This is a genomic window from Vescimonas sp., assembly GCF_057856985.1.
In genome coordinates this window covers 556,540-570,418 of the sequence record NZ_DBLZXX010000001.1, presented here as the reverse complement: position 1 = coordinate 570,418, position 13,879 = coordinate 556,540, and the positions used below count along the sequence as shown (strand labels likewise).

The 13,879-nt window shown below is 64.7% G+C and carries 12 protein-coding genes; 2 read left to right on the top strand and 10 right to left on the bottom strand.

Annotated features, from left to right (window positions below):
• Positions 1–46 precede the first annotated feature (46 nt).
• Positions 47–1,012 carry an NAD(P)H-dependent glycerol-3-phosphate dehydrogenase gene (locus ACZM22_RS02665; protein WP_489542996.1) on the top strand — a complete coding sequence of 322 codons (966 nt, stop codon included), beginning with the start codon at positions 47–49 and terminating at the stop codon, positions 1,010–1,012.
• Positions 1,013–1,144: 132 nt separating this feature from the next.
• Positions 1,145–1,831: a peptidoglycan DD-metalloendopeptidase family protein gene (locus ACZM22_RS02660; RefSeq protein WP_489542995.1), complete on the top strand. Its 687-nt coding sequence runs from the start codon at positions 1,145–1,147 to the stop codon at positions 1,829–1,831.
• Between the two features lie 53 nt (positions 1,832–1,884).
• Here ACZM22_RS02660 and ACZM22_RS02655 read toward each other — a convergent pair whose 3' ends face one another.
• The 10 genes from ACZM22_RS02655 to glmM all read right to left on the bottom strand — a co-directional run bounded on the left by ACZM22_RS02655 (position 1,885) and on the right by glmM (position 13,874).
• Positions 1,885–3,120, bottom strand: coding sequence for a threonine/serine exporter family protein (locus ACZM22_RS02655; RefSeq protein WP_489542994.1), 1,236 nt, complete (start codon positions 3,118–3,120; stop codon positions 1,885–1,887).
• Positions 3,121–3,206: 86 nt separating this feature from the next.
• The gene (locus tag ACZM22_RS02650) at positions 3,207–4,448 is read right to left on the bottom strand and encodes a serpin family protein (protein WP_489542993.1); all 1,242 of its coding nucleotides are present in this window, start codon (positions 4,446–4,448) and stop codon (positions 3,207–3,209) included.
• A 111-nt stretch (positions 4,449–4,559) separates the two neighbouring features.
• Positions 4,560–5,240 (bottom strand): ribonuclease III, encoded by a 681-nt coding sequence (gene rnc / locus ACZM22_RS02645; protein WP_484424817.1) that lies wholly within the window; start codon positions 5,238–5,240, stop codon positions 4,560–4,562.
• Positions 5,241–5,309: 69 nt separating this feature from the next.
• The gene (gene acpP / locus ACZM22_RS02640; protein ID WP_484424823.1) at positions 5,310–5,549 is read right to left on the bottom strand and encodes an acyl carrier protein; all 240 of its coding nucleotides are present in this window, start codon (positions 5,547–5,549) and stop codon (positions 5,310–5,312) included.
• 83 nt (positions 5,550–5,632) lie between these two features.
• Complete coding sequence (gene plsX, locus ACZM22_RS02635) at positions 5,633–6,655, bottom strand: phosphate acyltransferase PlsX (RefSeq protein ID WP_489542992.1); 1,023 nt, start codon at positions 6,653–6,655, stop codon at positions 5,633–5,635.
• Positions 6,652–7,968 carry a methylenetetrahydrofolate--tRNA-(uracil(54)-C(5))-methyltransferase (FADH(2)-oxidizing) TrmFO gene (gene trmFO, locus ACZM22_RS02630; RefSeq protein ID WP_489542991.1) on the bottom strand — a complete coding sequence of 439 codons (1,317 nt, stop codon included), beginning with the start codon at positions 7,966–7,968 and terminating at the stop codon, positions 6,652–6,654. The genes plsX and trmFO overlap by 4 nt, the downstream gene beginning before the upstream one ends.
• Before the next feature lie 3 nt (positions 7,969–7,971).
• Complete coding sequence (gene topA / locus ACZM22_RS02625; protein ID WP_489542990.1) at positions 7,972–10,341, bottom strand: type I DNA topoisomerase; 2,370 nt, start codon at positions 10,339–10,341, stop codon at positions 7,972–7,974.
• Positions 10,342–10,349: 8 nt separating this feature from the next.
• Positions 10,350–11,567, bottom strand: a complete 1,218-nt coding sequence (gene dprA / locus ACZM22_RS02620) for a DNA-processing protein DprA (RefSeq protein ID WP_489542989.1) — start codon at positions 11,565–11,567, stop codon at positions 10,350–10,352.
• Between the two features lie 18 nt (positions 11,568–11,585).
• Positions 11,586–12,341 carry a TrmH family RNA methyltransferase gene (locus tag ACZM22_RS02615; protein WP_489542988.1) on the bottom strand — a complete coding sequence of 252 codons (756 nt, stop codon included), beginning with the start codon at positions 12,339–12,341 and terminating at the stop codon, positions 11,586–11,588.
• Between the two features lie 147 nt (positions 12,342–12,488).
• Positions 12,489–13,874, bottom strand: coding sequence for a phosphoglucosamine mutase (gene glmM, locus ACZM22_RS02610; RefSeq protein WP_484437734.1), 1,386 nt, complete (start codon positions 13,872–13,874; stop codon positions 12,489–12,491).
• Between the last annotated feature and the right edge of the window lie 5 nt (positions 13,875–13,879).

Here is a 13,879-nt window from a genome sequence, read left to right as displayed (position 1 = left end):
GGTCCCGAAGCCATGCTTCGGGACCTGTTTATAAGGAGACATATCCATGAACATTACAGTCATCGGCTGCGGGCGGTGGGGCTCCCTCATCACGTGGTATCTGGATCACATCGGCCACCGCGTCACCCTGTATGGCCGCGCGGCATCGCCCCGCATGCAGGCGTTTCTCACCACGCGGCAGAACGACCTGCTGACGCTGCCGGAGTCCGTGGCGCTGTCCACGGCGCTGGACGCGGCGCTGGAGAGCGCGGAGACGGTCATCATCTCCATTGGCTCCCAGAGCCTGCGGAGCCTGCTGGGGCAGTCGGAATTGCAGGCACTGAGGAGCCGCACGGTGGTCTTATGCATGAAGGGTCTGGAGATGGGGACCGGCGCTCGGCTCAGTCAGATCGCGGCGGAGCTGCTGCACCCGTCCAACACCGTGGCCGTGTGGCTGGGGCCGGGCCACGTGCAGGAGTTCTACCGCGGCATCCCCAACTGCATGGTCATCGACAGCGAAAACGAGGACGTGAAGCGCCGTCTGGTGCAGGCGTTTTCCAGCGACCTCATCCGCTTTTATTACGGCGGGGATATGATCGGCAATGAGGTGGGCGCCGCCGCCAAGAACGTGGTGGGTATCGCCGCCGGTTTTCTGGATGGCTTCGAGATGTCCAGTCTCAAGGGCGCTCTCATGAGCCGCGGCACCCGCGAGGTGGCCCGTCTCATCAAGGCCATGGGCGGCAGCGAGCTGTCGGCCTACGGTCTGTGCCACCTGGGGGACTACGAGGCCACGGTGTTCTCGCCGTACAGCCACAACCGGCAGTTCGGTGAGTCCTTCGTCCGCGGGCAGGATTACCACCAGCTGGCGGAGGGGTATTACACCGTGAAGGCCCTGATGCTGCTGGGACAGCGATACGGTGTGGAGCTGCCCATCTGCAAGGCGGTGCATGACATCCTCTATGAGCAAGCGGTGCCCAGAGACGTGCTGGCCGGTCTGCTGCGGCGGGGCCTGACGGAGGAATTCTACGACTGACACAGCCGCGCCGGAAAAAAAGTGCATAAAAAAGTCTCTGTCTGGTCACAATGCAGGCAGAGACTTTTTTATCACGGCGGGCCGCAGGCCGGAAACAGGCGGCGGTGGGTGCGTCCCACCCGAAAGGCGCGTATGAGCAGATTCGACAACTCCAAGATCAAGGCCATGTTCGGCGGCAAGGGCTTTTACATAGCCCTTGCTCTGTGCCTGCTGGCCGCCGGAACGATTGGCTATATCACCCTGTTTTCCGCCGACTCCCCCGCAAAGGAGCCGGACCCCGTCATCGAGATCAAGCCCACTCCCGTCACCCCCGTGCCTGCGGCGCCCACCAAGCCGGTGATCCAGTCGGAGCCCGTTGAGGTACCGGTGCAGGAGACGGAGACGGTCATCGAGGAACCGGTGGAGCTGCTGCCGGAGGTCATCTCCCCGCTGGACGGCACCACCGTGACGGTATTCAGCATGACGGAGCTGCTGTATGACCAGACCATGGCGGACTGGCGCACCCACAACGGCATCGATGTGCAGGCCGAGGAGGGCGCGGCCGTCAAGACCGCGGCGGACGGCACGGTGCTGTCCGTCACCAGCGATGAGCTGATGGGTACCACCGTGGTCATCCAGCACAGCGGCGGCTACACCACCCAGTACAGCAGTCTGCAATCGGACGTGCCGGTGGCGGAGGGGCAGTCCGTCCGCGCCGGTGACATCATCGGCCGCGTGGGCTCCACCAGCGCGGCGGAAAGTGAGATGGGCCCCCACCTCCACTTCTCCGTCAGTCAGGACGGCAGCGTCATCGACCCCCACGCCTATATCGAGGACTGAGGAAAAAGCCATCCCCCTGCGGTGCAGGGGGATGGCTTTTTCAGCTTATCGGATCAGGACTTCTCCGCCCGCGATCCCTGGACATGGCGGTAGATGAGGCGGAACACCGTGGATACCAGCAGGATGCCCACCGCCAGAGAACCGGCGATGCCCACCGTCTCCAGTCCCTTGGCCACGGCGTCCATACGATTGCCCTCCAGTCCCAGGCTCATGGTGTAGTACACGCCGGCGCCGGGCAGCAGGGGCAGTATGGCGATGACCAGATAGGGCATGGCAGGGCACTTGCGGACCCGGGCCATCACCTCGGCATACGCCGCCGCGAACAGGGATGCGAACAGGTTGGCGACATACACATCGCAGCCCAGCGCGCCGCCCAGCAGGTACAGCATCCACGTCACCACGCCGCCGATGATGCACAAGACGCTGCCGCGGCCGTGGACGTTGAACAGGATGCAGAAGCCCAGACAGCCCACGAACACGGCCACAGCCTGTGCCAGCGGCTGCCACGTCACCGTGGCGGAGCCGGTGACACCGTAGACCCCTGATGTCAGGTGCCACGCGGCAGCGGTGCCCAACGCGATGGCCAGCGCCGTGAACACCACCTGCACCAGCCGGAAGATGCCGGAGTTGGTGTCGCCGTAGATGATGTCCCGCATGGCGTTGGTGATGGGCAGGCCCGGGACCAGCATCATCAGCGTGCCGATGATGGCGGCGTCCGGGCTGTCCATCAGCCCCAGTCCCGCGGCGATATAGGCCGGAAGCGCCATGCAGCAGGCGGCCAGCAGGGTACTGAAAAACGGGTTGGCCTCCTGCTTGTCCATAAAGCGGGTAACAAGGCCGATGATAAGGCCCATGAGTCCCGCCCACAGGCAGTCCAGCAGCGTGCCGCCGAACACCAGACAGAAGCCCAGGCCCACCAGAACGCCGCCCAGATAGATCACGCCGGTGCGGTAGGTGCGGCAGGCGGCCAGCGTCTCGTGAAGCCATGTCATGGCCTCGTCCACCTCCGGACGCTCCGTGCAGATGCGGCGGCTCAGGGCGTTGAGCTTCTCCATGGTCTCCAGATCGTTGCCGTGGAAGTCGATACGTTTCATGAGCATCAGGGGCTTGCCGTTGGCCGCCTCCAGACTGACCGAGATGCTGTTGGGGATGGCGAACACCTCACACTCCACACCATAGGCCCGCAGGATGCGGTGGACGGTGTCCTCCACGCGGAACGTCTCCGCGCCGGACATGGCCAGATGATACCCCATGGTGACCGCCAGATCGGTCAGCAGATAATAGTCCATACAAACAGATCTCCTGTATCAGTTTGCCGGATGCGGCCTTCGCTGCATCCGGCAAACTGACAGTATAGGCGCTTCGCAGGCAAATGTCAACCGTTCATTTGGGTCACGGTCCCCAAAAACAGCGGCAGGTTGGCGTGGGTGTCCACGATCATGTACACGAAGGGGCGATCCAGCACCACGCGATGCACCTCCGGCGGCTCAGCGGAGGCGGTGTCAGCCACCACCGCCGTGACGGCGGCGGCCTTGGTGCCGTTCTCGTCCAGGGACAGGTACGTCTTGTGCAGCACGGCGCTGACGTACAGCTGGTCATTGGGCGCGCTGCCCATGGCCCGCAGGTCGGCGTGGGAGGCGTCGAAGGCGTCGGTGACGCCCATGGCCTTCAGCGCGTCGCTCAGCTCCAGCGAGGAGGACGCCGTGAAGCGGGGGATGGCGGCCTCCACCGTACCGTAACGGTGTTCGTTGAGCAGGGCGTGGAGCTTACCGCCGGTGAGTCCGGCCACATAGTCCGCTATGGGGACACCCTCACCGGGCAGCAGCCCCACAAAGGCGTAGCGGCCGCCGTCGTAGTACTTCATGAAGCCGGTGGTGTTGTCGTCGGACAGGTAAACGCTCTCCTTGGACCACAGCAGGTCCGCCGTCTGTCGTGTGCCGTCGGCGGCGGTGAAGGCGGCGCCCGTCTCAATGTCGGACTTCTCGTAGGGCTCCCGCCACTTGGCGTCGAAGCAGACGGCGTTCACCAGATACAGCATGGTGCGGTCCGTGGGCGGCTGATCCAGCAGGCTGGAGATCATGCCGTCGGTCTTGTTGTCCACCCAGCGGTTCAGGTCCGTCACCAGAGAGTCGTCGAAGGCGGAGCGGTAGGCCTCCGCGCCGTAGTAGTTGGCACAGGTATCCAGAAAAGCATCGTCCACGCGGAAGATATCCCGCAGCCACAGGGAGTTGGACAGCGACAGCTTACACTTTTTGGTGTTCTCCGGCAGGCTCATGCGGTAGGTGTAGAGGTAATCGTTGAGGGCAGTCAGGTCCATGCCCATGGCCTGCTCCAGCTGGGTCAGGGTGTCGCCGGAGGCGCCGTTGGCGGTCATGCCCAGGGCGTACAGCACCGATACCGGCGAGAGCAGCACGCCCTCCGACTCGGCCGTCTGCCGCAGCAGGGCGGCGGCAAAGTCCATGACGGCGGTGCTGTCGCCCGTCAGGTCGGTGTGGGTATCGATGGTGCGGGCGGTGATGCCCTCCGTCAGGCTTTGGGCCTTCAGCTTGCCGCCGCAGCCGAACAGCGGCAGCGCCATACAAACGGCCAGCGCCAGCGCGGCCATACGCTTTCCCATGGGATCAGCTCCTTTCCATGTTCTCTATCCCTTAGACGGGGCGGAGTGGAAAAAGGTTTCCCTCCGCACAAAATAAATGCACCGGCAGGGACAACTGCCGGTGCGGTTCTGTCATTTTTGCAGCTTTTTCAGGGCGCTGCGGGCGGCGGACTGCTCCGCCTCTTTCTTGCTGCGGCCCTCGCCGGCGCCGATGGGCTCGCCGTTCAGCGTGACACGGAAGGCGAACAGGCGGGCGTGGTCGGGACCGGCGGAGCCGGTCATCTCGTAGCGCAGAGTCTGGTCGGGCTTGCGCTGTACCAGCTCCTGCAGCTCCGTCTTATAGTCGCGGCGGCGCTCCTCCACCTGCTCCTCCTGCTCCTTGTCCAGCAGGACGCGGTGGATCAGGTCGCGGGCGGCGTCTACCCCACCGTCCAGATAGACGGCGGCGAACACGGACTCCGTGGCGTCTGCCAGAATGGACGGGCGCTGACGTCCGCCGCCCAGCTCCTCACCGTGGCCCAGCTTCAGGTACTGGCCCAGCTCCAGATACTGGGCCACCTCGTGCAGGCTCTCCTCGCACACCAGTGCGGCGCGGATGCGGGTCAGATCGCCCTCCGGCAGGTCGGGGTGCTTGGCGTACAGGTACTCCGCCGTCACGAAGCCCAGCACCGCATCGCCCAGAAACTCCAGACGCTCGTTGCTGGTGATGCCGCCGGCGCGGTGCTCGTTGGCGTAGGAGCTGTGGTACAGGGCGTTTTCCAGCAGCGCGGGGCGGCGGAAGGTATAGCCCAGCTTTGTCTCCAATGCCTGCATAGGCAACTCTCCTTTCCAAAAAGACGACCCCGCACAGGCGGGGTCGGGTCTCGTCTTTTCTATGTCAGATCAACCGAGCTTTCCGTTGATATAGCGGACGCAGTCGCCGACGGTCTTGAGAGACGTCAGGTCCTCCTCATCGATCTCGCCGATGTCGAATTCTTCCTCCATGGCCATGACCAACTCGACCAGGTCCACGGAATCGGCACCCAGATCGTCCACGAAAGAACTCTCCATGCTGATCTCATCGGCGTCAATGGCAAACTGCTCGGCGATGAGGTCCTGCATCGTTTTGAAGATCTCCTCCATTGTCACGGGGTATTCCTCCTTCTTTTTTTCTTCGAATAGAATACGGCAATCCTCTGGGACTGTCAATACCCTTTTTTCCTTTTTTATTCGGACATCAGCTGCATCTTGTCTATGTTCTTCTGAATATCCTCCACAATGCCGCTGCGGGCCACCTGAATGGCCTGTCCGACGGCGTTCTCGATGGCCTCGGCATTGGACGCGCCGTGGGCCTTGATGACGGGCTTTGAGATGCCGATGAAGGCGGTGCCGCCCACCTTGTTGGGGTCCAGCCTGTCCTTGAAGGCGTTGAGCCCGGGCATCACCAGCAGCGCCGCCAGCTTTGTCAGCAGGTTCTTCTTGAACATGGTCTTCAGCGCGGAGCCGGCGAAGGAGCCCACTCCCTCGATGCTCTTGAGCATGATGTTGCCGGAGAAGCCGTCGGTGACGATGACGTCGCAGCCGCCCTTGATGGCCTCCTTGGCCTCGATGTTGCCGATGAAGTGCAGGTCGCCCCGCTTGCCGGCCTGACGCAGCAGGGCCAGCGTCTGCTTCTGGAGGTCGGTGCCCTTGCTGTCCTCGGTTCCGATGTTGAGAAGCGCCACCCGGGGCCTGTCCACGCCCAGCACCCGCTGGGCATAGAAATTGCCCAGAAAGGCGAACTGCACCAGATACTCCGGCGTACACTCGGCGTTGGCGCCGCAGTCGATGAGGACGGCGCTGCCGGTGGCGGTGGGGATCACGGGGGCCATGGCGGCGCGGCGGATGCCGTGGATGCGCTTGGTGATGAGGGTGGCGCCGGTGAGCAGCGCGCCGGTGGAGCCGGCGGACACCATGGCGTCGCCGCCGCCGTTTTTCAACAGCGTCAGGCCTACGCCCATGGACGTGTCCTTTTTCCGGCGGAATACGGTGGCCGGGTCGTCGCACATCTCCACCGTCTCCGTTGTGGGGATAACGGCCGTGCCGTCCGGCAAAGCCGTCAGGCCGCAGGCCTTGACAGCGTCCAGAATGGCGGCCTCGTCGCCGGTGAACACGATGTCCGCGCCGAAGCGCTTCTGCGCCTGCAGCGCGCCCTTGACGATCTCCAGCGGGGCGTTGTCGCCGCCCATGGCGTCTACAATGATCTTCATGTGTACAGTACCTCCTGCTCGATGGTCTGGCTCAGGATGTCCAGAGAGCGCCGACTCAGCTCCGCGTTCTTGTTGCGCTTGCCCTTGACGCGGTGGTCCAGCGGCGGGATGATGCCGAAGTTGATGTTCATGGGCTGGAAGTCACCCACGGAACCGTTGCTGACGTAGAGTCCCAGCGCGCCGATGGCCGTCTCCGCGGGGAAGTCGACAGGGGTCTGTCCGTTGAGACGGCGGGCCAGCTCCACACCTGCCAGAAAACCGCTGGCACAGGATTCCACATAGCCCTCCACGCCGGTCATCTGCCCGGCAAAGACGATGCGGGGGTCGGACTTCAGCCGGTAGTAGCGGTCCAGCAGGCGGGGGGAATCCAGATAGGTGTTGCGGTGCATCACGCCGTAGCGCAGGAACTGGGCGTCGCGGAGCGCGGGGATCATGGTGAACACCCGCCGCTGCTCCGGCCATTTCAGGTGGGTCTGGAAGCCCACCAGATTGTAGATGCTGCCATCGGCGTTGTCACGGCGGAGCTGCACCACGGCGTAGGGCTCCTTCCCGGTCCTGGGGTCGATGAGCCCCCGGGGCTTCAGGGGGCCGAAGCGCAGGGTGTCCTCGCCCCGCCGCGCCATGACCTCCACGGGCATACAGCCCTCGAACACGTTCTTATCCTCGAAGCCGTGGACCTCCGCCTCCTGAGCGGTGGTCAGAGCCTGCCAGAAGGCCAGATACTCCTCCCTTGTCATGGGGCAGTTGATGTAGTCCGGCGTGCCCTTGTCGTAGCGGCTGGCGAAATACGCGCTGTTCATGTCCACGCTGTCGAAGGACACCAGCGGCGCGGCGGCGTCGAAAAAGTTCAGGGTATTGCTGCCGCCCAGTCTGGCGGCGATGGCATCCGCCAGCGGGTCGGAGGTCAGGGGGCCGGAGGCGATGACCACGTCCCCCTCCGGGATGGACGTGACCTCGCCGGGGATCATGGTGATATTGGGATGGCTCAGCACGGCCTCGGTGACTTTGCGGGCGAAGCCCTCGCGGTCCACCGCCAGCGCACCGCCGGCAGGCACCGCCGTGGCGTCGGCGCAGCGCATGATGAGGCTGTGCAGCCGCCGCAGCTCCTCCTTCAGGAGGCCCACGGCGTTTTCCAGCCCTGCGCCGCGCAGGGAGTTGGAGCAGCACAGCTCCGCGAAATAATCGGTGACATGGGCAGGGGTCCTTTTCTCCGGCTTCATCTCCCGCAGCGTCACAGCCACGCCCCGCTGGGCCAGCTGCCACGCGCACTCGGAGCCGGCCAGTCCCGCGCCGATGACGGTCACATGGTTCATGTTTTACTCCGTTTTCTCCGCAGCCTTCTTTGTGGTCTTTTTGGCGGCGGTGGTCTTAGCCGCCGTTTTTTTTGCGGCGGGCTTCTTCGCGGCAGGCTTTTTGGCCGCCGCAGTCTTGGTGGTCCTGGTGGTCTTGGCCGCCTTCGTGGTCTTGGCCGCCTTCGTGGTCTTGGTGGTCTTGGCAGGCTTCTCGGCGGCCGTCTCGGCGGGCTGAGCGCCTTCCGCCGGCTTCTCGGCGGCGTTTTCGCCGTCCTCGGCGGGCTTGCGGCGGCGATAGCCGCGCTTATCCTCCGGCAGGAAGTTGCTGCACGCGGGATTGGCGCAGAAGGGCTTATTGAAGCCGCGGCCCGCCTTTTTGAACATGGTCTGTCCGCAGACGGGGCAGTCGTCCTTCACCGGCACGTCCCACGTCATAAAGTCGCAGGTGGGGAACTTGTCGCAGCCGTAGTAGGTGTAGCCGTTGCGGCTGGTCTTTTTCAGGATGCGTCCGCCGCACTTGGGGCAGCGGCCGGGCATCTCCACCACCAGCGGCTTGGTGAACTTGCACTCCGGATAGCCGGGGCAGGCCAGAAACCGGCCAAAACGCCCGGACTTGATGACCATGTTGCGGCCGCACAGGTCGCACTTCTCCTCCGTCACCTCGTCGGGCACCTTCAGGTACACGCCCTCCATGTCCTTTTCCACCTTTTCCAGATTCTCGTGGAACGGTACGTAGAACTGGCGGATCAGGTCCTTCCACCGGACATCGCCGGACTCCACATCATCCAGCTTTTTCTCCATGCGGGCGGTGAACTTCACGTCCACGATATCGGGGAAGCGCTGGCACATCAGGTCGTTGACCACCTGCCCCAGCGGGGTGATGCGCAGGTATTTGCCCTCCTTGATGACGTACTCACGGTCCAGAATGGTGGACACGGTGGGGGCGTAGGTGGAGGGACGGCCGATGCCGTTTTCCTCCATGGTACGGATGAGGGTGGCGTCGGTGTACCGCGCGGGAGGCTGGGTGAAATGCTGGGACGGCGCGAAGCTCTCCAGCGTCACGGTCTCGCCCTCGGCCAGCTCCGGCAGCGGGGACTCCTTCTCCTCCTTCTCATCGTCGCGGCTCTCCTCGTACACGGCGGTGTAGCCGGCGAACTTCAGATTACTGGCGGAGCAGCGGAAGCTGTGGGCGCCCGCGCCGATCTCCACGCTGATGCTGTCGTAGACGGCATTGGCCATCTGGCTGGACAGGAAGCGGCTCCAGATCAGGCGGTACAGCCGGTACTGCTCGCCGGTGAGGTCGCCCTTTACCTGCTCCGGCGTCAGGGACGGATCGGAGGGGCGGATGGCCTCGTGGGCGTCCTGCGCTCCGGCCTTGGTCTTATAGACGCGGGGGGATGCGGGGTAATAGCTCTGGCCGTAGCGGGAGCAGATGACATCCCTGGCCTGGGTCTGGGCCTCCGCAGAGATGCGGAGGGAGTCGGTACGCATGTAGGTGATGAGGCCCACGGTGCCCTCGCCGGTGATGTCCACGCCTTCGTACAGCTGCTGGGCGATGGCCATGGTGCGGCGGGGGGTCATGTTCAGCTTGCGTGACGCCTCCTGCTGTAAAGTAGAGGTGGTGAACGGCGGCGCGGGAGAGCGCTGCTTGTCCGCCCGCTTTACGGACTTCACCGCAAAGGGCAGGCTCTTCAGCTCGTCCATCACCGTCTGGGTATCGGCCTGACTGGCGGGCTCGTATTTCTTGCCGTCCTTGCCGTAGTAGTGGGCGGTGAACAGGGCGCCGGCGTGGTTTTTCAGGCTGGCGTCCAGCGTCCAATACTCCTGAGGTACGAAATCCGCGATCTCCTTTTCCCGCTGGGCCACCAGACGCATGGCCACGGACTGGACACGGCCTGCCGACAGGCCGCGGCGGATCTTCTTCCACAGCAGCGGCGACAGCTGGTAGCCTACGATGCGGTCCAGCACGCGGCGGGCCTGCTGGGCGTCCACCAGATCCTGATCGATGTCGCGGGGGTGGCGGATGCTGTCCGTCACCACCTTTTTGGTGATCTCATTGAACGTGACCCGCCGCGCCTTCTCGTCCGGCAGGTCCAGAAGATGCTTCAGATGCCAGCTGATGGCCTCGCCCTCGCGGTCCGGGTCGGTGGCGAGGTAGACGGTCTGGCTCCCCTTTGCCGCCGTCTTGAGCTCCTTGATGATATCCTCTTTGCCCTTGATGGGCCGGTAATTGGGGGTGAAATCCCCGTCCACGTCCACGCCCAGCGTGCTCTTGGGCAGGTCCCGCAGGTGGCCCATACTGGCCTTCACCTGATAATCGGGGCCCAGATACTTGCCGATGGTCTTGGCTTTGGCGGGGGACTCCACGATCACCAGATTCTTTGCTTTTGCCATAACTTGATTTACTCCTCCTTGAGTTCCACTGTCCGCAGGAAGCTCCCTGCTCCCTGACGGCAGACATATCCGTCGATCTCCAGCATGGTCAGGGCCGACAGCACCCGCCGCACCGGCAGGTCTGTGGCCACGGCGGCCTCGTCCGCCAGTAGCGGGCGGTCCGTAGGCAGCATGCGCAGGATGCGCTGCTGGTCGTCAGTCAGCGCCGCGCCCTCCCTGGCCATGTTCAATATAGGCAGCGCCGGCGCCTTTTCCGGCTGCCGCACCGGCTGCGCCGATGCAGACGCAGGCTCCGCCTCCGCGCTTCCGGGCGTCTCCGGCAGCACCGCACGGATGGGGCGCAGCTTCTGGGGGAAGCGCTGCTGGTACGTGCCCAGCACGTCCCACGCCTCCATGACCAGCCCCGCGCCGTCGCGGATCAGCTGGTTGCAGCCGCGGCTGGAGGCGGCATTGATGGGGCCCGGGACGGCGAACACGTCCCTGCCCTGCTCCAGCGCGGTATTGGCGGTGATAAGCGCGCCGCTTTTCTCCGGCGCTTCCACCACGACCACCGCCAGACTCAGGCCGCTGATGATGCGGTTGCGCACGGGAAAGTGGCCCCCGCGCGGCTCCGTGCCCGGCGGGTACTCCGACAACAGTACGCCGGTGGCGGCGATGTCCTCGTAGAGACGGCGGTTCTCCGGCGGATAGACCACGTCCGCGCCGCCGCCCAATACCGCCGCAGTGAACCCGCCGGCCCGCAGCGCGCCCTGATGGGCCGCGCCGTCGATGCCTTTGGCAAGGCCCGAGATCACCAGACCACCCTGCCGTGCCAGCTCATAGCCCAGCTGGGAGGCGGCACGGGTGCCGTAGGGCGAGCACTTCCGCGTGCCCACCACCGCCACGGCGGCCTCCTCATCGAAAAGCGGCATGGAGCCCTTGCCGTACAGCAGCACCGGCGGGTCGTACATGTCCCGCAGACGGGCGGGATAGGCCGCGTCGTCCATGGTGACGATGAATTGCCCGTCCCGGACGCAGTCGGCCAGCACCTTTTCGGCGCGGGCCAGCGATTTGTCCGACAGACTCTCCGCCTGCTGTCTGGTAATGCCCTCCACCAGACACAGCTGGTCCGGCTGGGCATAGTATACGTCCTCGGGCGAGGAAAAATGCTCCAACAGCAGCAGCTTCGCCCGATTGCTCAGCGCCGGCGCCGTGGTCAGCCACAGCCAGTATTTCAGCGCCGCCATCCCCCTCATCTCCCTTTTTCAGCGATAGGCCTCCCACAGCAGCACCGCCGCCGCCATGGCCGCGTTCAGTGACTCGCAGTGCGCCTGCATGGGGATACGTACCGTTTTGTCGCACATGGCCAGCACCTGCTCCGTCAATCCCCTGCCCTCGCTGCCGATGGCGATGGCGCAGCGGCGCAGGTCCAGCGCCCGCACGTCCTCGGTATCGTCCCGCAGGGCCGCGCCGTACAGCGGCAGCCCCGCCGCGGTGAGCCGCTGCCGCATGGCCGCGGCGTCGGTACACCACACCGGCATGCGGAACACCGCGCCCATGGACGAGCGCAGCGTCTTGACGCTGTACGGATCGGCGCAGCCGGTGAGCAGCAGCACGCCGTCGCAGCCGAAGGCGTCCGCCGTCCGCAGCACCGTGCCCACGTTGCCCGGGTCCTGTACGCCGTCCAGCACCACGTAGCGGCTGCCCGGCAGCATCTCCGGCAGGGCGGTGTCCGGCAGGCGGCACACCGCCAGCATGCCCTGGGGCGTGCGCATGGGCGAGATGGAGGCCATCACATCCGGCGGCACGGCCGCGCACCGCACCGACGCATCCAGCCCCTCCGGCGGCTCTACGCCGTCGCTGACGGCCACGGCCAGCACCCGCGCCCCGTGGCGCAGGGCTTCCTCCACCAGCTTGGGACTGTCGCAGAGGAACTCCCCCTGCTGCCGCCGGAAGGCAGCGCTGTCCAGCCGGCGCATATGCTCCAGCAGCGGATTTTTACGACTGGTGATGCGCTCCATACGCCCTCCCCATTTTGGCGCGCCGCCGGTAAGGCGGTGTGCCCGAATATTCTTTATAATATAGGTGTGTTTTCCCGTTGTCAACATAAAATCAGGGAACGCCGGTGGGCGCTCCCTGATTTTTGTCTGATTTTTATGGTTTTCCGGTTACACGCAGTGGCCGTTCCGCCGGATCACGTCCACCACGCGGTCCACGCACTGGCGGCAGATAGCGTCCTCCGGCGCTTCCACCATGACCCGCAGCACCGGCTCTGTGCCGGATTCCCGCACCAGCACGCGGCCGGTGTCCCCCAGCTCCGCAGCCACGGCATCCACCGCGGCCTGCACATCGGGGTCCTCCCGCGCCGTCTTTTTGTCCTGGACACGGACGTTCTCCAGCACCTGGGGATAGATGGTGAGGCCCTCGGTCAGCTTGCTGAGGGGCTTCTTCTGCTCCAGCATCACCTCCATCAGCTTCAGGCTGGTGAGCACGCCGTCGCCGGTGGAGGCGTACTTGGAAAAGATAATGTGGCCCGACTGCTCGCCGCCCAGAGCGCAGCCGTTCCTGGCCATGTACTCGTAGACGTACTTATCGCCCACGGCGGTCTTGGCGTAGGAAATCCCCTCGCGGTCAAAGGCGCGGTACAGGCCGAAGTTGGACATGATGGTGGTCACCACCGTGTTGCGGGGCAGCTCGCCCTGCTGCTTCAGGTGCCGCCCGCAGACGTAGAGGATATGGTCGCCGGTGATGATGCCGCCCTGCTCATCCACGGCAAGGCAGCGGTCGGCATCGCCATCGTAGGCGAAGCCCACATCCAGCTCGTTGGCCAGCACAAAGCGGCGCAGGGCTTCGATATGGGTGGAGCCCACGCCGTTGTTGATGTTGAAGCCGTCGGGCTCATCGCCCATGACGTAGGTCTTGGCGCCCAGTGCGTCAAAAACGCTCTTGGCAATGGTCCAGGCGCTGCCGTTGGCGCAGTCCAATCCCACGCGCTTGCCCTTAAAGGAGAACAGCCCCAGAGAGATGAGGTAGCCCACATAGCGGTTGCGGCCCGCCACATAGTCCACCGTGCGGCCGATGTGGTCCCGCCGGGCCAGAGGGATCTGCTGCCAGCGCTGGCCGAACACCTCCAGCTTGCCGTCCAGATAGTCCTCGATGAAGGCGATGGTGCCCTCGTCCATCTTCTCGCCGCTGCCGCTGATGAGCTTGATGCCGTTGTCGTAGTAGGGGTTGTGGCTGGCGGAGATCATGATGCCGCAGTCGAACCCGTCCGTCCGCGCCACAAAGGACACGGAGGGCGTGGTGGTCACATGCAGCAGATAGGCATCCGCGCCGGAGGCCACCAATCCCGAGGCCAGCGCGTACTCAAACATGTAGCTGCTGCGGCGGGTGTCCTTGCCGATAACCACCCGCACCGGCGTGGTGTCGCCGCTGCGGCGCTTGGTCTCACCGTAATACCAGCCCAGAAAACGTCCCACCTGATAGGCGTGGTCCGCCGTCAGGTCCACATTGGCCTCACCACGGAAGCCGTCTGTTCCGAAATATCTCCCCATAGTCG